The organism is Rugamonas rubra (genome assembly GCF_900114705.1).
Taxonomy (GTDB): Bacteria; Pseudomonadota; Gammaproteobacteria; order Burkholderiales; family Burkholderiaceae_D; genus Rugamonas; species Rugamonas rubra.
Map to the genome: position 1 here is coordinate 105,196 of NZ_FOTW01000015.1, position 19,672 is coordinate 124,867.

The 19,672-nt window shown below is 75.7% G+C and carries 12 protein-coding genes; all 12 read right to left on the reverse strand.

All coding sequences use genetic code 11. From position 1 onward, the window contains the following. Positions 1 to 6: 6 nt before the first annotated feature. The 12 genes from BM252_RS16535 to BM252_RS16590 all read right to left on the reverse strand — a co-directional run bounded on the left by BM252_RS16535 (position 7) and on the right by BM252_RS16590 (position 19,672). Positions 7 to 1,029, reverse strand: coding sequence for an ABC transporter substrate-binding protein (locus tag BM252_RS16535; RefSeq protein ID WP_093388769.1), 1,023 nt, complete (start codon positions 1,027 to 1,029; stop codon positions 7 to 9). After that, entirely contained in the window at positions 1,026 to 3,932 is a 2,907-nt protein-coding gene (locus BM252_RS16540) for an MFS transporter (RefSeq protein ID WP_093388770.1), read from the reverse strand. The genes BM252_RS16535 and BM252_RS16540 overlap by 4 nt, the downstream gene beginning before the upstream one ends. Beyond that, positions 3,925 to 4,572 carry a GNAT family N-acetyltransferase gene (locus tag BM252_RS16545; RefSeq protein ID WP_093388771.1) on the reverse strand — a complete coding sequence of 216 codons (648 nt, stop codon included), beginning with the start codon at positions 4,570 to 4,572 and terminating at the stop codon, positions 3,925 to 3,927. The genes BM252_RS16540 and BM252_RS16545 overlap by 8 nt, the downstream gene beginning before the upstream one ends. Then, positions 4,572 to 5,492: a GNAT family N-acetyltransferase gene (locus BM252_RS16550; protein WP_093388772.1), complete on the reverse strand. Its 921-nt coding sequence runs from the start codon at positions 5,490 to 5,492 to the stop codon at positions 4,572 to 4,574. Before BM252_RS16550 ends, BM252_RS16545 begins: the two co-directional genes overlap by 1 nt. Then, positions 5,489 to 11,767, reverse strand: coding sequence for a type I polyketide synthase (locus BM252_RS16555; RefSeq protein ID WP_093388773.1), 6,279 nt, complete (start codon positions 11,765 to 11,767; stop codon positions 5,489 to 5,491). The genes BM252_RS16550 and BM252_RS16555 overlap by 4 nt, the downstream gene beginning before the upstream one ends. 105 nt (positions 11,768 to 11,872) lie before the next feature. Continuing rightward, positions 11,873 to 12,214 carry a hypothetical protein gene (locus BM252_RS16560; protein WP_093388774.1) on the reverse strand — a complete coding sequence of 114 codons (342 nt, stop codon included), beginning with the start codon at positions 12,212 to 12,214 and terminating at the stop codon, positions 11,873 to 11,875. Between the two features lie 113 nt (positions 12,215 to 12,327). Continuing rightward, complete coding sequence (locus BM252_RS16565; protein ID WP_093388775.1) at positions 12,328 to 12,723, reverse strand: Nif11 family protein; 396 nt, start codon at positions 12,721 to 12,723, stop codon at positions 12,328 to 12,330. A gap of 65 nt (positions 12,724 to 12,788) precedes the next feature. Continuing rightward, positions 12,789 to 13,001 carry a hypothetical protein gene (locus BM252_RS16570; RefSeq protein ID WP_093388776.1) on the reverse strand — a complete coding sequence of 71 codons (213 nt, stop codon included), beginning with the start codon at positions 12,999 to 13,001 and terminating at the stop codon, positions 12,789 to 12,791. 52 nt (positions 13,002 to 13,053) lie between these two features. Beyond that, the gene (locus tag BM252_RS16575) at positions 13,054 to 13,623 is read right to left on the reverse strand and encodes an RNA polymerase sigma factor (protein ID WP_093388777.1); all 570 of its coding nucleotides are present in this window, start codon (positions 13,621 to 13,623) and stop codon (positions 13,054 to 13,056) included. Beyond that, positions 13,620 to 14,777, reverse strand: coding sequence for an ABC transporter substrate-binding protein (locus tag BM252_RS16580; protein WP_174900558.1), 1,158 nt, complete (start codon positions 14,775 to 14,777; stop codon positions 13,620 to 13,622). The genes BM252_RS16575 and BM252_RS16580 overlap by 4 nt, the downstream gene beginning before the upstream one ends. Before the next feature lie 19 nt (positions 14,778 to 14,796). Continuing rightward, positions 14,797 to 17,487 carry an NHLP bacteriocin export ABC transporter permease/ATPase subunit gene (locus BM252_RS16585; RefSeq protein WP_093388779.1) on the reverse strand — a complete coding sequence of 897 codons (2,691 nt, stop codon included), beginning with the start codon at positions 17,485 to 17,487 and terminating at the stop codon, positions 14,797 to 14,799. A 10-nt stretch (positions 17,488 to 17,497) separates the two neighbouring features. Then, the gene (locus tag BM252_RS16590; protein ID WP_093388780.1) at positions 17,498 to 19,672 is read right to left on the reverse strand and encodes an NHLP family bacteriocin export ABC transporter peptidase/permease/ATPase subunit; all 2,175 of its coding nucleotides are present in this window, start codon (positions 19,670 to 19,672) and stop codon (positions 17,498 to 17,500) included.

Below are 19,672 nucleotides of genomic sequence, written 5' to 3' on the forward strand. Positions count from 1 at the left end.
CAGGGCTCAGCGGCGGAACTCGGCGTAATCGATCAGCCCCATCGGCGGATAGGCGTCGATCGCCTCGGCCACCGCCAGATTGACAATGAGTGAAAAGCGTTGCAGCGTGTCGATCGGCACCTCCTGTTCGCCGCGCAGCATGCGCTGCGCCTTGTGGGCGGCGAACTGGCCGACCTGGTAGAACTTCGAGACCAGGCCCAGCAGCACCGGCGCGCCGCCGCCCAGCAGCGATTCGACGGCGGCGAAGGTGGGCAGCGCGCGCTGCCGCGCCGCCTCGGCGACGGCGTCGAGCTGGGTGAACAGGTGCGTGTCCGGTCCCAGGTAGAGCCAGTTGGCGCCGCCCTCGCGCATGCCGTCGAGGACGGCGCCGAGCTCCTGCGGCGCCAGGGGCGCGGCGGCGCCGCGCCGGTCCAGCGGGAAGCTGCTGGCGAGCACCTTGAAGCCGCCCTGGCTGCCGGCGCGCCGCCAGGCGGCGAGGTTCGCCACCGAGTTCGCCTCCAGCCGGTTGTACAGGATGCCGACGCCGCCGATGGCCCGGTAGGCGCGCATCACCTCGATCTGCGTGGCCAGCGGCGCGACGTGGCAGACGCCCGAGATGTTGCGGCCGTGGCCGCGCAGCGCGGCGACGATGTTGGCGGCCAGCGGGTCGGCCGAGGGGGCGAACACCAGCGGGATGCGGCGGCCGATCACCGGGTGCGGCCGGTCGGCCGGTCCGGCCAGGCCCAGCGTGGCCGGGGTGCCCCAGCTGAACACCAGGTCGGGCTGGCCGCGCACGATATCGTCACCGATGGCGGCCAGCCGGGCGTGGCTCTGGGCCGCGTCCTGCCAGACGAATTCGACCTGTTCCGGCTGCCGCTTCCAATAGTCGACGAAGCCCCGCTCGACCTCGCTGGCGCCGCGCCAGGTGACCATGTGGATGCGCCGTTTCGGCGCCGCCGCCGCGCCGGCGGCGCCGAGCAGGGCCGGCGCGCCCAGCGCGGCGGCGAGCAGGAAGCGGCGCCGTGCGGCCCGCGCGGTGGCGCCGCTCACGGCGCCACCGCCACCGCCGGCGCCGCAGTCAATTGGCTGGGGCGGGCGAACAGCAGCGCGAACAGCAGGCCGCAGGCGAACACCACGCCGCCCAGCGCGAGGAAGGACAGCCGAAAGCCGAGCAGTTGCAGCATGGCGCCGGCGACGAGCGGTCCGAGCGCGCTGCCGATGCGTTCGACCAGCCGGTAGTAGCCGTACACCACCGCCTCGCCGTGGCGGGCGATCTCGCGGCGGGCCAGCTGCGGCACCATGGCCGCCTGGGCCGAGATGCTGAGCGCCTGCGCCGCGCCCAGCACGCCGGCCAGCACGGTGGCGGCCATGATCTCGCTGGGCAGCAGCATGGCACCGCCGGCCAGGCCGGAGCAGGCCACGCCGGCGCCGACGAACCAGGCGTGCGGGGTGATGCGGCGGCGCCGCCGCAGCCGCTCGAAGGCGTCGGCGCCGAGCGGCAGCAGCAGCACCATGACCACCGAGTAGACCATGATGACCCGTCCCGCCATCGCCGCCGAATAGCCGGCGGCGGCCAGGTACAGCGGCATCAGGTAGTAGCAGAACGCCACCAGGATCAGCTTGGCCGGCACCGCCGCCAGCAACAGCAGGCCGAGGAAGCGCCAGTTCCGCAGCGGGTGCAGCGGCAGCGCGCCGACGCCGGCCGGGCGCGCCGTGGCGGCGCCCGGCGGCGGCGCCGGCGCGGCGCGCGGCAGGGTGCGCCAGGCCAGCAGCAGCGCGGCGGCGGCCAGCAGGGCGGCCAGCAGGAAGGTGGCGCGGTAGCCGAGCGCGTCGGCCAGCAGGCCGCCGAGCGCCGGTCCGCAGGCCAGCGACACCAGCACCACGGCGACGAAGCCGGCCAGGCCCTTGGCGCGCGAGGACTGGTCGGTGTAGGCCAGCACCATGCCCTGCGCGGCGACGAAGGCGCCGGCCCAGGCCAGGCCGGCGGCGGCGCGCCAGGCCAGCAGGCCGGCCAGGCTGGCGGCCTGGGCCGAGAGCAGGTGGGCGGCCACGGCGAGCGCGGCGGCGAGCAGGAAGGCGGCACGGCGGCCGCGCCGCTCGCTCCAGGCGCCCAGGCCCGGCTGCGACACCGCGACGATGAACATGAACAGGAAGATCGGCAGGCCGACCACCGCGCCGGGCGGGATGGCCAGCGCGCCGGTGGCCATTTGTCCGGCGTAGATGGGTAGGAAGCCGCGCGACAGGTCCTCGGCCAGCAGCAGCAGGAAGAAGGGCGCGCGCATGCTGCCGAGCGCGCCGGCGCGCTCGGGCGGCAAGGCGCGCGGCGCGCCGTGGACCAGGCCGTAGCGGTCGCGCAGCCGGCGCAGCGCGGCGAGGGCGGCGCGCGCCGGCGCGTCGGCGTCGGCGCCGTGGCGGGCCGCCAGCTGGTCGGCCAGGCGGCGCCGGCAGGCGCGGTAGTCGGCCAGCACGCGCGCCTGGCGCCGCTGCAGCGCCAGCGCCAACGCGCCCATGGCGCCGGGGTGGTCGGCGGCGACGGCGACACCCAGGCGGCCGGCGCCGAGCGCGCGGGCGTCGCGGCACAGGGTGCGCAGCGGCCTGAGCAGCAGGGCGCCGGTCAGCGCGTCGGCCAGTTCCAGCATCAGGAACAGCGCCACCAGCAGGATCACCGCGAAGTCGAGGGCCAGTTCGGCGAACAGCTGCTCGACGACGCCGGGGTCGAGCGCCACCTGCAAGCGGGCGTCGGCGCCGCCGCCGGCGCTGGCCAGCGGCACGGTGCGCGACAGCTCCGGCCGCGCCGCGCCGGCGTCGCCGCTGCGGTACAGCGTGGCGCCGCCGGCCAGCACGGCGAGGCCGGCCAGTTCGCCGTTGCGGGCGCGCACCTCGTCGAGCGCGGCGGCCACGCCGGTGATCCGTTCGAGCGGAATGCCGAGCAGTGCGGCGCGTTCGAAGGTGCCGGCCAGCGACAGGGCGACCGCTTCGGCCTTGCCCGCCGCCTCGTCGAGCAGCGCGCCTTCGGCCCGCAGCAGCGCGTAGCCGCACAGCGCCGCCATCGCGGCGGCGGCGATGAGCAGCATGGCGGCCATGCCCAGCCGGCCTAGGCGGCGCCCGGGCAGCGCCTCGGCGTCGTCGTACATCGGTGCCGGCGCGCCGGCCGGCGGCGCCGTTGGCGCGCCGGCGCGCCAGGCGGCCAGCGCGGCCTCGGCGCCGTCGAGCTGGCGCAGCGCCGGGCCGACCAGGGCGGCCCAGCCGTCGCCGCCGGCGGCGGCGGGCAGCTTGCCGTCGACGCCGGCGACGGCGCGCGCCAGCTCGCGTTCGAAGCGCCGCGCCAGCCAGGTGGCGAGCAGGCACAGCGCGGCGGCGGCGGCGCCGAGCACGGCCAGCGCGGCCGGCCACAGCGCCACCGCCAAGTGGCGCCGCGCCTGGCCTTCCCGGCCGCTGACGTAGCGCACCGCCACGTAGCCCTGCGGCACGGCGAAACTGTTGTCGACGAACGCGCCGGCGACCGCTTCGTCGTCGTCGTCGCCGCGCCAGCGCCAGCCGGCCGCGGCGGCCGCCGTTCCGGCGCCGCTTGGCGGCCGCCGCAGCGCCGCGCGCCAGGCGGCCGGCATGGCCCGCGCCCGGCGCTCGGCGGCGCTGCTGTAGAGCACGCGCCCGGCGGCGTCGGCGACGTCGATCGACAGGATCGCGCCGTCGGCGCGGCCGCGCCGTTGCAGCAGGGCGTCGAGCGCGCCCAGGTCGGCCAGGTCCATGCCGAGCGAGAGGCTGTGTTCGACGACGCGGGCGACGTCGCCCGCGACCAGGCTGAAGCGGCCGTGGCGCAGCTCGCGCAGGGTGTTGTCCAGCTTGAACGCGACCAGCAGCACGCTCATGCCGACGCTGAACAGGGCCAGGCCGGCGGCCAGCGCCAGCAGGCGGCGGCGCAGCGTGGCCGGCGCGGATGCGGCCTCAGCCATGTTCGCAGGGCGCCCCGGCGGCGGCCCCGGCGGCGCGCCGGCCGCGCGCCAGCAGCGTGCGCAGATGAATCTCGAGCGCCGGCCACTCGCTGTCGAGCATGCTGTAGTAGACCGACGAGCGGGCCGTGCCGTCGGCCAGCACGATGTGGTTGCGCAGAACCCCCTCGCGCTGCGCGTGCAGGCGCTCGACGGCGGCGATGGAGGCGAGGTTGCGGTGGTCGATCTTGAACTGCACGCGGGCCACGCCGAGCCGCTCGAAGGCGTGCTGAAGCATCAGATACTTGCTCTCCAGGTTGATGCCGCCGCCCTGGTGGGCCAGGCCGATCCAGGTGCCGATCTCGACCACCCGGTTGTCGAGTTCGATCTCCATGAAGCGGGTGGTGCCGACGGCGCGGCCGGAGTCCAGTTCGACGATGGCGAACGGCAGGTCGCTGCCGGCGCCGCGCCGCTCGAGCAGGCTGCGCACCAGGCCGTCCATGCCGCTGGCGCGGTAGATGCGGGCGTCGAGCAGGTAGCGCCAGATGCTGCGGCTGCCGTCGGCCGAGTCGGCGCAGGCCAGCGCCAGGTCGGCGGCGTGGTGCTGCGCCAGCGGTTCCAGGCGGATCGTGCTGCCGCGCAGCGTGGGATGGTCGAGTTGCATCAAATTCCTTGGTCGGGTGGGGCCAGCCGCTTGCCACAGGCCCAGCTTTCGCTGCGCTGTGCCAGGTAGGGCGCCATGAACCTGTCGTTGAACGCCAGCATGGCCGGGCGCTGCCGCGCCACCGCCCAGGACACCGTGCGGTAGCCGGCGGCGGCGGCGGCGCCGAAGGCGGCGCGCCACAGCGACAGCATCAGCAACTGCTGCTGGAGCTCGGGCCGCACGAAGGTGCAGCTGGCGCGCACGGTGTCGGCGTCGAGCCGGTGGGCCAGGTTCCAGCCGACCACCTCGCCCCAGACGGTGTAGGCCAGGGCCAGCCGGGGTTCGGCGGCGGCGCCGTCCAGGCCGGCGCCGGCGAAGTCGAACGGCACCAGGTCGGGCGGCACCCAGGCCTCGAAGCGCACCGCCTGGCGCAGCGTGGCCAGCTGGCCGGCGTCGAGCCCGGACCAGGGCACGATGGCGTGGCCGGCCGGCGGCTCGGCCAGGCCGAGCAGCCAGTCGGCCCGCGCCAGCCGCGCCAGGTCGGCGCGGTAGAGCACCATGCGCGGTTGCGGTTCGGCCCAGGCGGCGTCGCGCAGCAGGGCGGCGAAGGCGGCGGCGGCCGGCATGTTGTCCATCCACGCCGTGGCGACGGCCTGGCCGCCGCCGCGCACCAGTTGCTGTTCGAGCGCCGCCAGCAGGCGCCGCGCAAGTCCCTGGCGGCGCTGGCCGGCGGCGACGAACAGCGACAGCAGCGAAGCCTCGCCGCGCCGCGCCAGCAGCAGGGCGCAGGGCAGGCCGTCGTGCAGCACCGCCAGCGCCAGCAGGTCGGCCGCGTCGGCGTCGGCCAGCAGCGGGCGGTAGTGCGGGAAGGTCATCGCCGCCAGCGCGGCGCCGCCGGCGCGCAGCTGGCCGGCCGACAGCACCAGCACCGCCGCGCTCACGGCGCCACCCGCGGCAGCAGGCTGGCCGCCAGCGCGGCCAGGCTGGCGGCGTTGAGCAGCTCGACCGCCGAGACGTTCAGGCCCCATTCCTGGTTGACCAGCAAGACCCATTCCAGCGTCGACAGCGAGTCCAGGCCGAGGCGGCCGATCTGCTGGTGCAGCGACAGCTGCTCCTCCTGCTGGCCGAGGATGCGCGCCAACTGGCGCCGCAGCTGCGCGCCGAGCAGCGCGCACTGCGCTTCCGGCGCCAGGCCGGCCAGGGCCAGCTGCAGGCGCTGGCGCGGCCCGCCGTCGGCCAGTTCGGCCGGCGCCAGCCCGTGCAGGCGCGCCGGCCAGGACGGCGCGGCGCGGCGCCAGCGCGCCCAGTCCATGTCGAACACGCCGGCCTGGGTGCTGCCGTCGAGCAGCAGCGCGCCCAGCGCGGCCAGCGCGTCGGCCGAGTCCAGGCCGGCCATGCCCGACAGGCGCAGCTGCTCGAGCAGGGCGGCGTCGCGCGCGGCCACGCCGACGTCGCCGATCACCCCCCAGTTGACGCTGAGGGCGGGCAGGCCGAGGCCGTGGCGCCAGTGGGCGACGGCGTCGAGGCAGGCGTTGGCGGCGGCGTAGGCCGCCTGGCCGGGGTTGCCGACCAGCGCCGAGACCGAGGAGAACAGCACGAAACAGTCGAGCTCCATCGCAAGCGTGGCCTGGTGCAGGTGCAGCGCGCCCTGCACCTTGGGCTGCAGCACGCGCCGCACGGCCGCCGCGTCGAGGTCGGTCAGCCAGCCGTCGGCCAGCACCATGGCGCAGTGGAACACGCCGCGCAGCGGCGGCCCGTCGCGCTCCAGGTCCGCCACCAGCCGGGCGACGGCGTCCGGCGCGGTGACGTCGACGGCGGCCAGGCTTACGCGGCAGGCGCCGCGCAGGCGCTCGAGGCGGGCCTGGTCGGCCGCCTCGACGCGGCCGCGCCGGCTCGCCAGCACCAGGTGGGCGACGCCCTGGCCGGCCAGCCATTCGGCCAGCGCCAGGCCGAAGCCGGAGGCGCCGCCGGTGATCAGGTAGCTGCCATGGCGGCGCAGGCCGTAGTAGCTGCGCTCGGCCGGCAGGGCGCGGATCGACGGCGTGGCCGCCAGGTCGAGGCGGCTGGTGGCGCCGCCGCGCGCCAGCGCCAGCGCGGCGGCCAGCGCGGCGCCGTGCGCCGCCGGGGCGTCGCCGTCGTTGATGTCGGCGTTGTCGGCGGCGGCGGGCGGCGCCGGCTCGGCGCGCCAGCCGTCGGCCAGTTGCCGTTCCAGCCAGGCGCGCGCCTCGGCGCCGGGCGCGGCGGCGGGCCGCCAGGGCAGCAGCTGCACCCCGGCCGCCAGCAGGGCGCCGGCCAGCGTGGCCGGCAGCGCCGTGTCGAGCGGCAGCAGGCGGCAGCCGGCGGCCAGCGCGGCGGCCGGTGGCGGCGCGGCGTCGCCCAGCAGCAGCACCAGGTCGGGGCCGGCGGGGCAGCGCCGGCGCAGTTGTTCGGCGTAGTCGGCGCGCGAGATGTCGAGCCGCTCGTCGAGCCGCTCGTCGGCCGCCGCGCCGGCGGCCGCCGCGCCGGCGGGCAGGCCGAGCAGCAGCCTGGCGCCGAGCCGGCGCGCCACTGCGGCCCACGGCGCGGCGTTGGCGCCGCCGGCGTCGTGCAGCAGCACGCTGTCGCCGGCTTGCAGCCGGCCCAGCACGGCCAGGCCGTGCCAGGCCTGCAGCAGCGGCAGCGCGGCGCCGGGGAAGGCGCCCGGCGGCAGCGGCCACACCGCGTCGGCGGCGAGCGCCAGGCGGGTGGCCACGGCCAGCGCGCCGGCCGCCGGGCTCAGGCCCCAGACCTGCCGTTCGGCGCCCGGCGGGCCGCTGCGGCCGCGCCATTCGACGCCGCCGACGGCGCCGTCGGCCGCCGCCGGGCCCGGCGCCAGCAGCCAGGAGTCGACCTGCACCAGCACTTGGCCGGCGCCGGCCAGCGGTTCGGCCACCTCGCGCCAGTACGCCTGCTCGCCGCCGGCGCTGGCGCCGTCCAGGCGCAGCGCGGCGTGGCGCGGGAACTCGCGCAGCGGCGGCGCGGCGGCCGGCGCGGCGGCGCCGTTGAGCAGGGCCAGCTGGTAGCCCCGGCCGTCGCGCAGCGCCAGCTCGTCGCCGCCGCCGTCGCCGGCGAACAGCTGCTCCAGGTAGGCGGCCTCGACGGCGGGTTGGTCGCCGCCCAGGTCGACCGCGCGGCAGACCACGGCGGGCATCTCGCCGGCCAGCACGCGCAGCAGGCCCCAGGCGGCGGCGCCGCCCGGATTGGCGCAGGCGGCGCCGGCCACGGTCTGGCCCATGCGGGTGAGCAGACACAGCACCGGCGGCGCGGCGCCGTCGGCCAGCTCCAGCGCCAGCGCCTGGGCCAGCGCCAGCAGCAGCAGGCTGTGGCGCAGCGCCGTGGCGTAGCTGTCGGCCGGATCGGCCGCCTCGTCGAGGAACACCAGCAGGCGCGCGCCGCCCAGCGGCGCCATGCGGGCCAGCCCCTGGCAGGCTTGGCGCAGCTGCTGGCGCAGCGGCGCCAGGTCGGCCTCGGCGCCGGCCGGCGGCAGCGCCAGGCGCAGGTGCGCCTGGCCGCGTCGGCGCAGGCGCTCGGCCAGCGCCTCGGCCGGCGCGGCGCCGCCCAGCAGCAGCCAGGCCGGCCCCGGCGCCGGCGCCAGCGGCGCCGTGCCGGCGCTGGCGCGCCAGGCCAGCTGGTGCAGCCATTCCGGCCGCGGTTGCTGGCGCGGCCGGGCCAGCGCGCGGCAGCGCGCGCCGCTGACGCTGGCCAGCACGCCGCCCTGCGGGTCGAGCAGGAACAGGTCGGCCTCGGCCTGCTCGGCGTCGTGGCGGCGCAGCACCAGGTGGGCCAGCAGGCGCGCCGGCAGCGGCGCCTGCAGGCGCAGGCTGGCGATGGCCACCGGCACCATCGCCGCCGGCCGGCCGCTGTCCAGGGCCAAGGCGGCGAACAGGCCCTGGAACAGGGCGTCGAGCAGGGGCGGCGGCAGCGGGTCGGCGGCGTCGCCGGCGGCGTCGCCGTCCAGCTCGAGCAGCACCTCGCCGGCGCCGACCTGCAGCGCGGTGATGCGGCGGAACGCCGGCCCGTACTCCAGGCCCAGCGCGGCCAGGCCCTGGTAGTAGTCGGCCACGGCGAGCTGGCGCGGGCAGCGGCGGCGCAGCGCGTCGAGCTCGACCCGTTGCGCCGGCGCCGCCGCGCCCGGCCGGAAGCGGCCCTCGGCGTGCAGGCTCCAGGCGCCGTCGTCGTCCTCGCCGGCGTGGCTGTAGATGCGGAAGCCGCCCTCGCCGTCGAGCGCCGAGACTAGGCTGCGCGGCCGGCCCGGCTCGATCACCAGCATGGCGCGCAAGGCCAGCGCCTCGATGGCGCAGCCGGCCTCGCCGTAGACCTCGCGTTGCAGCGCCAGCGCCGCCGCCACGTAGGCGGCGCCCGGCAGCACCATGCGGCCGGCCACGCTGTGCTGGCGCAGCCAGGGGAAGAAATTGGTGTTGAGCTCGACCTGCCAGGCCGGCAGCGGCGTCGCCAGGCGTTGCCACAGCCAGCTGGCGCCCGGCCGGCCGCGCTTGTCCTCGCGCGAGCGGCGGCTCTCCTTCCAGTAAGCCTTGCGCTGCCAGGGGTAGGCCGGCAGCTTGGCCGGCGCGCCGGGCGGCGCCAGCGCCGCCCAGTCCAGCGCGTAGCCGCGCACGTGCAGCGCGGCGGCGGCGGCCAGCATGCGCTCGGCCTCGCCCTGCTGGCGCTGCAGCGTGGCCGCCGCCCAGCAGTCGTCGCGGCGCAGCAGCAGCTCGCGCAGCGAGGTCAGCAGCACCGGGTGCGGGCCGAGCTCGAGGAAGCCGCGGTGGCCGTCGGCCAGCGCGCTCTCGACGGCGGCCTGGAAGCGCACCGGCTGGCGCACGTTGCTCCACCAGTAGGCGGCGTCGCAGGGCTGCTGCTGCAGCGCGCCGTGCACCGTCGAGTACCAGGGCAGGCGCGGCGGCTGCGGCCGCAGGTGGGCCAGGGCCGCCAGCAGCGGCGCGCGGATCGCCTCCATGGCCCGGCTGTGGTAGGGGATCTCGACCTGCAGCGGGCGCTGGAACACCTCGAAGCGCTCGAGTTCGGCGCCGATCGCCGCCAGCTCGGCCAGCGGGCCGGCCAGGGTCAGCGCGCGCGGCGCGTTGAGCGCGGCCAGGTCGACCGCCGGATAGTCGCGCAGCAGGCCGGCGGCGCCCTCGGCGCTCAGGCCGACGGCCAGCATGCCGCCGCTGCCGGCCAGGCTCTGCTGCTGCTCGCTGCGGCGCAGCGCCACGCTGACCGCGTCGGCCAGGCTGAGCGCGCCGCAGGCCCAGGCCGCCGCCACCTCGCCGATGCTGTGGCCGAGCACCGCCGACGGCCGCACGCCCCAGTGCGCCAGCAGGCGCGTCAGGGCGACCTGCAGGGCCAGGTTGGCCGGCTGCGCCACGGCGGTCTCGCCGACCCGGCTGTCGGCCTCGTTCTCGCCCAGCGCGGCCAGCAGCGACCAGCCGGCCTGGGCCCGCACCAGCGCGTCGACCTCGTCGAGCGCGGCGCGGAACACCGGCTCGCGGCGCGCCAGTTCGCGCCCCATGCCCCACCACTGCGGCCCCATGCCGCTGTAGACGAACAGGGCGCCGCTCTCGTGCGCCTGCGCCTCGCCCAAGAACAGGGCCGGGCCGGCGCCGGCGCCGGCGGCGAAGCCGGCCAGCGCGGCGGCCAGCGCGGCGCGGTCTTCGCCGCCCGCCGCCAGGCGCAGCGGCAGGTGGCTGCGCCGCGTCGCCGCGCTGCGCAGCAGGTCGGCCAGCGGCGCCGGCCCGTCGCGCAGCAGGGCGGCGTAGGCGCCGGCCTGGGCGCGCAGGGCCGCCTCGTCGCAGGCCGACAGCGGCAGCAGCCAGGGGCCGGCGCCGTCGCCGCCGCCGGCCGCCGCCGGCGCCGCCGGCGCCGCCTGCAGCAGCAGGTGGGCGTTGGTGCCGCCGTAGCCGAAGGAGTTGACGGCGGCGTAGGGCGGCGCCGCCGGGTCGGCGCCGGCGGCGGCCAGCGGCAGCATCGCCGCCGGCAGGCGCAGGCACAGGCCGGCCCAGTCGATGTCCGGATTGGCCACCCGCAGGTGCAGGTTGGGCGGCAGCGCGCGGTGCTGCAGGGCCAGCACGGCCTTGATCAGGCCGGCCATGCCGGAGGCCGCCTCGAGGTGGCCGATGTTCGACTTGACGGCGCCCACCAGGCAGGGCTGGCCGGCCAGACGGCCCTCGGCCATCACGCTGCCGAGCGCCTCCAGCTCGGCCTTGTCGCCGGCCCGCGTGCCGGTGCCGTGCGCCTCGACATAGGCGACCTGGCCGGGGGCGACGCCGGCGCGCCGGTAGACGTCGCGCATCAGCGCCATCTGCGCCGCCGGATTGGGCAGGGTGATGCCCTGGGTGCGGCCGTCGTGGTTGATGCCGCTGGCGCGGATCACCGCCAGCACCGGGTCGCCGTCGGCCAGCGCGCGCGCCAGCGGCTTGAGCACCACCACGCCGCCGCCCTCGCCGCGGGCGTAGCCGGCGGCGCGCTCGTCGAAGCTGGTGCAGCGGCCCAGCGGCGAGAGCATGCGGGCGTGGCTCAGCGCGACGAAGTACTCCGGCACCTGCATGATGTTGACGCCGCCGGCCAGGGCCAGCTCGCAGGCGCCGCTCCACAGGCTCTGGCAGGCGTTGTGCACCGCCACCAGCGACGACGAGCAGGCGGTGTCGACGCTGAAGCTGGGGCCGCGCAGGTCGAAGATGTAGGACAGCCGGTTGGCCAGCATCGTCATGGTCGCCGCCGCCGCCGTGTGCTGGTCGATCTGCTCGCGGTTGAGTGGGCTGAGCCGGACGAGCATGGCGTCCAGGCAGAAGCCGCCCATGAACACCCCGGTGGCCGAGCCGCGCAGCCGGGCGAAGTCCTGGCCGGCGTCCTCGAGGGCTTCCCAGGCCAGCTCGAGCAGCACGCGCTGCTGCGGGTCGAGTCCCTCGGCCTCGCGCGGCGAGATGCCGAACGGCAGCGGGTCGAACAGCTCGATCGGCTGGCGCAGGAAGCCGGCCTCGCGCGCCTGCGTCTTGCCGGCGCTGCCGGGCTCGGCGTCGTAGAAGCGGCGCAGGTCCCAGCGCTCGGCCGGCACCGGGCCCATGGCGTCGGCGCCGTCGGCCAGCAGCTGCCAGAAGCGCTCGGTGTCGTCGGCCCCGCCGGGGAAGCGGCAGGCCATGCCGATGATGGCGATCGGGGCGGCGGCGCCGGCGTGGTCGTGCGGGGAGGGGGCGGTGGTCATGGTTGGTGCGTCTTCAGGTTGCGGCGGGCGGGGGGGGGCGATGGGAATGGGGATGGCGGCGCGCCCCGACCCGAGTGGGGCCGGGGCCGGGGCGCGCCGGGGCGCTTAGCCTTTGGGTCCGTCCATGATGACGCCGCCCGGCACGACGAACCGCGGCGGGAAGAGCGGGCCGTGGCTGTGCTGTCCGCTCGATATGCCCGGGCCGGCCTTGCCGCCGGCCACTGTCTCGAGCTGCAGGTCGTCGAGCTCGCCGTTGCGCGTCGCCGCCGCCTTGGCGGCGATCCAGCCGGCCGCCTCCTGCTCGCTGAAGGCGCAGCCGTGGGCGGCGCCGAGCAGCACGGCGGCGGCGGCGTAGGCGGCGGCGTCGCCGTCGCTGGGCAGGCCGGCGACCAGTGCCGGGTTGGCGTGGGCCATCGCGTACAGCTTCTCGATATTTTCTATGGACATGTGTTTGCTCTTTTCAGTTGGTGGATGGGGCCGCCGCCCAGGGCGGGGCGGCGGCCGGTTGGCGCCGGTTGGCGCCGGGGCCGGTGGCGCCCCGTTTTTTCGTGCGCGCCGCGCTACGGCAGCATCTTGGCGATCTGCATGATCGCCTGCACCGATTTGCCGCCGTTGCCGTTGTCGGCGCCGTAGGTCATCGAGCTGGGATTGGTGAAGTAGGAGTAGCTGTTGAAGGCGGTGCTGGCGACACTGCCGATGGCGACAAACGGATCGCCCTTGCCGCCGGCCACCGCCTCCAGTTGCTGGTCGTCGAGCTCGCCGGCCGCGATGGTGGCGGCCTTCGCCTCGGTCCAGGCCGCGACCTCGGCGGCGTTGAAGTCGCAGCCGTTGGCCGCGCCCAGTTCGATCGCCAGCTTGGTGTAGACCTCCCGCTCGGTCACCGCCTTGAGGCCCTCGACCAGCGCCGGGTTCTGGTAGGCCAGCGCGTAGAACTTCTCGATATTTTCCGTCGACATGTTGATTCCCTTTGTAGAAGCTTGCTGTGCAGCTGAATGGCGCTGCCCCAGGTTCGTCGCCGTAGCTACGGTGTGTCGGGTTTGGCCGGCGCGGGCGGTGCGAAGCCGTCGCCGGCGGCCGACAGCCAGTCCAGCTGTTCGTCGCTGAGCTCGCCGTCGCAGGCCGCCACGCGGGCGGCGATGCGCGCCGCCAGGTCCGGTGCCGGGCGCTGTTGCTCGTACCATTGGGCCAAGCGGTCCAGGCAGGCGTCCAGCTTGTCGCCGTTCGGTCCGCTCATCGCCGGCCTCCCTGACACATGAGCAACACGGCGCGGAAAAAGGTTCCGTCGTTCATGATAAATATTCCCTCATTTCGTCGCTCAGCCTGTCCCTGCCGCGCGCCAGGCGGCTCTTGATGGTGCCCACCGGCGTGCCCAGCACCACGCCGGCCTGCTCCAGCGACAGGCCGTCGAAGCGCACCAGGCGCAGCGCCTCGCGCATCTCCTCGGGCAGGCCGGCGATGGCGCGCTCGAGCGCGGCCAGGGTGCCGCGCAGCTGCAGCTGGCCGAGCGGGTCGCCGGCGGCGCCCAGCGCGGCGTCGAGCGCGGCCTCGTCGGGCAGCTCGACCTCGCGCCGCTGCGCCTGGCGCCGGTTGTGGTGGTTGCGCGCCAGGTTCAGCGCGATGCCCAGCAACCAGGTGGTGAACTGCGCCTCGCCGCGGAAGCCGGGCAGGCGCTGCCAGGCCGCCAGGAAGGTCTCCTGGGTCAGCTCGTCGGCGTCGTGGCGGTTGCCGACCCGGCGCAGCAGGAAGCGCCAGACGCGCGGGTGGTGCAGCTCGACCAGCTGGCCGAAGGCGCGCTGGTCGCCGTCGCGGGCGCGCGCCAGGCGCGCCGCGGCGGGTAGGTCGAGCACCTGGTTCATCGCGCCGCCGCCTCGGCCTGGGTGGCGAAGCGGCCGTTGCGCACCATCTTGATGGCGATGTGCTTGTGCGGGATGTCGCCGTTGGCCTCGAAGCTGTATTCGCCGGTCGCGCCGCGCCAGCCGCGGGTGGCGTGCAGCGCCGCGGCGATGCGCTCGGGCGCGCTGCTGCCGGCCTTGCCGATCGCCTGGGCCAGCAGGCGCAGGCTGTCGTAGCCCTGCGCCGCGATGGCGCTCGGCGCCGCGCCGTAGCGCCGCTGGTACAGCGCGCTGAAGCGGCGGTACTCGTCGTTGGCCTCGTCGCGCACGACGAACTCGGGCAGGCGCACGCCCTCGGCGGCGGCGCCGGCCACCTGCATCAACCAGTTGTCGTCGATGCCCTCGCTGCCGAAGATCGGCTGGCGCAGGCCCAGCTTGCGCGCCTGGGCGATGATGTGGCCGGATTCGGGCATCGAGGCGGCCAGGAACAGGGCGTCGAACTGGTACAGGTCGCGCCAGTTCCCGATCACCTCGCTGAAGTCGCGGCTGCCGTGCAGGTAGGCGCGGCGGTCGACGATGCTCAGGCCCAGCTCCTGGGCGCGCTGCTCGAAATAGTTGGCCATGTTCTGGCTGTTGGTGTCCTTGACGTAGTACACCGCCACCCGCTTGTGGCCCTGCGCCGCCACGTCCTCGGCCATGCGGCGGCCGATGCTGCGGTTGCTCGGCGTGCTGCGGAAACACAGCGCGAAGCCCTGGTCGTTGATGCGGTAGCTCGACGCGCCCGGCGTCAGGTAGACCAGGCCGGCGCCCTGGTAGATGCTGGAGGCGGGCAGCGCGATGTAGGAGTTGAGGTGGCCGATCACGGCCACCATGTCGCGGTCCTCGGCGAACTGTTGCGCCACCAGGCGGCCCTTGGCCAGCGAGGACTCGTCGTCGGCCTTGACGATGCGCAGTTTGCGGCCGAGCACGCCGCCGGCGGCGTTCAGCTCGCCGCTGGCCAGCTCGATGCCCTGCCACAGCTCGCCCTTGCCGCCGCTGAACGGCCAGGCGGCGCCGATGACGATGTCGCCGCCCTCGGCGGCGCGGCGGGCGCGCGCCGCCGCCGGCGCGTCCCAGTCGCCGCAGGCGCCCAGCAGCAGTGCCAGGGCGGCGGGAATGATGATGGTGCAGAATTTCACTATGCTCTCCAAAGGATACTCAAACGATCTGCCGCTGGGCCAGGGCGCTGAAGCGCCCGCCCAGCGCGAGCAGTGCCGTGTAGCTGCCGCTTTCGACCACGCGGCCGCGCTCCATGACCAGGATGCGGTCGGCGTTGACGACGGTGCTGAGGCGGTGGGCCACCACCACGCGGGTGGCGCTGAGCCCGTCCAGGCTGTCGCTGACCATCTGCTGGGCGCGGTTGTCGAGGGCGCTGGTGGCCTCGTCGAACAACAGGATGCGCGGCCGGTTGACGATGGCGCGGGCGATCAGCAGGCGCTGGCGCTGGCCGCCCGACAGGGTGCCGCCGCCGTCGTTGACCATCGTGTGCATGCCCATCGGCATGGCGCGGATGTCGTCGGCGATGCCGGCCTGGGCGGCCGCCAGCCAGGCGTCGTCCAGCGTCAGCGCGCTGGCCGCGCCGATGATGTTGGTGAAGATGTCGCCGGCCAGCAACTGGCCGTTCTGCAGCACCACGCCGAGCTGGCGCCGGACGGCGCCCAGGTCGAGGCCGGCCAGGTCGCGGTCGTCGTAGTAGACGGCGCCGCTGGCCGGCGCCTCGAAGCCGAGCAGCAGGCGCAGCAGGGTCGACTTGCCCGAGCCGGAGGCGCCCACCAGGGCGACGAACTCGCCGGCCTCGATGCGCAGCGTGACCTCGTCGAGGATGCGCGGGCCGTCGGCGGCGTAGCTGAAGCACACCTGGTTCAGTTCGATGCGGCCCTGCAGCCGGCCGGGCTGGGCGCGGCCCTGGCCGACCTCGGTGGCGCCGCGCAGGATCGGCTTGGCCCGCTCGTACAGCGGCACCACGCCGAGCACGCTGGCCAGCGCCGCGCTGGCGCCGAGCATGGCGCCGAGGAAGCCGCCGAAGGCGGCGTTGAAGGCCAGGAAGCTGCCGGTGCTGAAGCCTTGCTCGGCCGCCAGCAGGGCGGCGATGGTGAAGAAGATCGCCATGCTCGACAGGGTCGGAAACACGCTGTTGAACACCGCCACGGCGCTGTTGAGCATGGCCGCCTTGAACTGGTGCTCCTGCTGCTGGGCGTACAGCCGCGCCCAGTTGGCGAAGGCGCGGCCCTCGGCGCCGGTGGTGCGCAGCTTGGCGATGCCGCCGAGCAGCTGGAACACCAGGCCGGCGATGCGCCCCTCGACGGCGGCCAAGGCGCGGGCGTGGCGCAGGCGCAGGCGGGCGGCGCCGACGCTGAAGACCAGCGCGACGGCCACCAGGGCGACGGCCAGCAGGGCCAGTTTGCTGTTGTAGTAGAACAGCAGCACCAGGTTGAACAACGCGAACACCGCCGACAGCAGCGTGTGCAGCGTGTGGCCGGAGAGGATCTGGCGCATGCTGTTGATGCCGCCGGCGCGCGCCGCCAGGTCGCCCGCCGTGTAGTCGCGAAAGAAGCCGGTGGGCAGGCGCAGCAGGCGGTCCCAGACGGCCGACTGCACCGCCGAGTCCATGCGCCCCTCGACGCGCAGCATGGCGAAGCCCTGGGTCAGCGCGAACATCGCCGCGCCGAAGGCGGCCGCCAGCAGCATCAGCGTCAGCTGCAGCAGCTGGCCGCGCTCGGCGCCGGGGATGACGCTGTCGAACAGCATGCCGGTGGCCAGCGGCGTGAGCATGCCGAGCAGGCCGCCGGCCACGCCGGTCGCCGCCACCAGCAGCAGTTCGCGCAGCTGGCCGGCGGCGCCGAAGCGCAGCATGTCGCGCAGCTCGACGGCGGCGGCGCCGAAGCCGCGGTAGAACAGGAAGGCGAACGGCGCCAGGCCGGCCGCCAGCTCGGCCGTCAGCGGCCGCGCCGCGCCGCCCGGCTGCTGCAGCGTGTAGCCGCCGGCGCCGCGCAGCAGCGCCACCGGGCTCTGGCCGTCGGCCAGGAAGCCGAGCAGGTGGCCGTGGTCGGCGCGCCACCAGGCGCCCTTCAACGCCACGCGGCGGCGCCGCACCCGGCTCGCCTCGACGATCTCGCCGAGCGCGTCGCGTCCGGCCTGGGCCGCTTCGCCGGCGTCGGCCGGGGCGCTGAACTCGATGCCGGCGGCGCCGCCGACCAGGCGGCAGGCGGCCAGCAGGCCCGGCCCGTCGGCCGCCTGCCCGGCGCCGTCGCCGGCCGGCCGCAGGATCGCCGCCAGCCGGCCCAGCGCGGCGCGCATGCCCTCGTCCTGGCGCGCGTTCTTGCGCGCCAGGCGGCGCTGCTCGCCGTCCTCCTCGTGCTCGAGCTCGACCAGCAGATGGGCCAGCAGCGCCCGGTGGTAGTGGTCCAGCGCGTCCCAGTCCGGCGCGCCGGCCGGCGCCGGCGCGGCCGGTGCCGCCGTCGCCGCCGGCCGGCCGCCGCGCCAGGCCGGCGCCGCCGCCGTCTGCGCCAGCCAGTGGCCGAGCGCCGCCGCCGTCTCGGCCGGCGCCGCGCCGAGCCGCTCGCGCGCCAGGCGCAGCAGGGTGGCGCCGGGCAGGCCGATGGCCACCAGCTGCCAGCCGGCCGCCGCCGTCGGCTGGCCGCACAGCAGCGCGCCGGCTTCGGCGCGGAACAGCGCGCGCAGCGCGCGGCTGGGCCGGCCGGCGTCGTCGAGGCGGGCCAGGAAGACGTCGACCGGCACCGCGCCGACCCGCCAGACGGCCGCCCCGTGCAGCGCCAGCGGCGCCCCCGAGCGGGCCGCGCAGGCGTCGCCGTGCTGCTCGAACAATGTGGCAAGGCTGGTCTGGCTCATGGCGTCGGTTTCATAGGGAATGCATCAGGGTGGAGTACAGGCCGCCGGCGTCGCGCAGCTGTTCGTGGGTGCCGCGTTGCACCACGCGGCCCCGCTCGAGCACCAGGATCTGGTCGCAGTCGCGGATGGTGCTGAGGCGGTGGGCGACGATCAGGCAGGTGCAGCCGCGCCGGCGCAGGTTGTCGTCGACCTGGCGCTCGGTGATCGGGTCGAGCGCGCTGGTGGCCTCGTCGAGCACCAGGATGCGTGGATTGATGGCCAGCGCGCGGGCGATCTCGATGCGCTGCTTCTGGCCGCCGCTGAAGTTGCCGCCGCCCTCCTGCAGGCGGCTCTCGTGGCCGCCCGGGCGCGCCGCGATCGCCTCGTGGATGCGGGCGTCCTTGGCGGCCTGGACGAACTGCGCCTCGGCGATGCTGTCGTCCCACATGGTCAGGTTGTCGCTCAGGCTGCCCTCGAACAGGGCGACCTCCTGGCTGACCATGGCCAGCGAGTTGACCAGGCTGTCGCGCGCCAGCTCGGCGCGCGGCCGGCCGTCGAACAGGATCTGGCCCGACCAGGGCTCGGCCAGGCCCATCACCAGCTTGGCGATGGTCGACTTGCCGCAGCCCGAGCTGCCCACCAGCGCCACCCGCTCGCCCGGCCGGATGCTCAGGTTGAAGTCCTCGATCAGCGCCGGCTCGAGCCGGCTGTAGCCGAAGCTGACGTTGCGCAGCTCGATGTGGCCCTCCAGCAGGGGCGCCGCGGCGCCGTCGCGGCGCGCCGCCGGCGGCGCGACCTGCGGGTCGGTCGGGTAGTTGAGCACGTCGTCGAGGCGGTTCATGTCGCCCTGCATCTCCTGCACCCGCGCGCCCATGCCGACCAGTTGGTTGATCGGCCCGATGAAGCCGGCCATCAGGCTTTGGAACGCCACCAGCATGCCCATCGTCAGGTGGCCGTCCATCACCCGCAGGCCGCCCAGCGCCAGGATCAGGATGCCGTTGACCGCGCTCAGCATGGCCGGCACGCCGCCCAGCAGCACGCCGCTGGCGCCGATGGCCTGCTGGCCGTTCATCACCTTGGCCTGGTGGCCCGACCACTTGCCGAAGAAGTCGCCCTCCATGCCCGACGCCTTCAGCGTCTCCATCATCTGCAGGCCGCTCATCGAGACGCCCATCAGCCGGCCGCCGTCGTTGGCCAGCTTCTGGTTGGCGTCCTTGCGGCGCCGCGCCACCAGGCGCAGCAACAGCACGTTGAGGGCGGCGACGGCGATCCCGGCCAGCGTCAGCGTGACGTCGTAGAACAGCATCAGGGCGGCGTAGAACAGCACCATCACCAGGTTCAGCACGGTCGCCGCCAGGTCGCCCGTCAACAGCGCCGCCACCTGGTTGTTGATGCCGACGCGGGCGCTGATGTCGCCGGCCGAGCGCTGCGCGTAGAAGCCGACCGGCAGGCGCAGCACGTGCCACAGGAAGCGGCTCGAGGCGGCCAGCGCCAGCTTGGTGTGGAAGCGCGCCAGGTAGTATTGCTGCAGCCAGGTCAGCGCGCCGCCCAGCAGCATGGTCGCGCCCATGCCCAGCAGCAGCGGCCGGACCCAGCCGTCCATGTGGCCGACCAGCACCTCGTCGATGAAGACCTTGCTGAACACCGGCAGCACCAGGCCGGGCAGCACCAGCGCCAGGCCGGCCAGCACCAGGTAGGCCAGCGCCGGCTCGCCCAGCGGCATGCGGGCGCGCAGCGCCGCCAGCAGGCCGCGCGCCCGGCCGCCGGCGACGAACTCCGGCCCCGGCTCGATCGCCAGCACCACGCCGGTGAAGGACTGGTCGAACTCCTCCTCGCTGACCGTGCGCGGGCCGCTGGCCGGGTCGTTCAGGTAGACCAGGCCGCGGCGGAAGCCCTCGACCACCAGAAAGTGGTTGAAGTTCCAGAACACGATCAGCGGCAGGCGCATCGCCTTCAGCTCGGCCGGCTCCTTGCGGTAGCCCTTGGCGCTGAAGCCGTAGCGGCGCGCCGCCTTGACCACGTTGCTGGCCTTGCTGCCGTCGCGCGACACGCCGCAGGCCTCGCGCAGCTCCTCCAGCGTGACCACCTTGCCGTGGTAGCCCATGACGATGGCCAGCGCCGCCGCGCCGCACTCCATCGCCTCCATCTGCAGCACCGTCGGCGTCTTGGCGCGCCAGCCGCGCGCCGCTGTCTTGGTCGCCGCCAT

Coding starts and splice junctions, on each gene's coding strand:
- BM252_RS16540 (WP_093388770.1), bottom strand. CDS start 3,932: ATGGCTGAGGCCGCATCCGCGCCGGCCACGCTGCGCCGCCGCCTGCTG.
- BM252_RS16545 (WP_093388771.1), bottom strand. CDS start 4,572: ATGCAACTCGACCATCCCACGCTGCGCGGCAGCACGATCCGCCTGGAA.
- BM252_RS16555 (WP_093388773.1), bottom strand. CDS start 11,767: ATGACCACCGCCCCCTCCCCGCACGACCACGCCGGCGCCGCCGCCCCG.
- BM252_RS16560 (WP_093388774.1), bottom strand. CDS start 12,214: ATGTCCATAGAAAATATCGAGAAGCTGTACGCGATGGCCCACGCCAAC.
- BM252_RS16565 (WP_093388775.1), bottom strand. CDS start 12,723: ATGTCGACGGAAAATATCGAGAAGTTCTACGCGCTGGCCTACCAGAAC.
- BM252_RS16570 (WP_093388776.1), bottom strand. CDS start 13,001: ATGAGCGGACCGAACGGCGACAAGCTGGACGCCTGCCTGGACCGCTTG.
- BM252_RS16575 (WP_093388777.1), bottom strand. CDS start 13,623: ATGAACCAGGTGCTCGACCTACCCGCCGCGGCGCGCCTGGCGCGCGCC.
- BM252_RS16585 (WP_093388779.1), bottom strand. CDS start 17,487: ATGAGCCAGACCAGCCTTGCCACATTGTTCGAGCAGCACGGCGACGCC.
- BM252_RS16590 (WP_093388780.1), bottom strand. CDS start 19,672: ATGGCGGCGACCAAGACAGCGGCGCGCGGCTGGCGCGCCAAGACGCCG.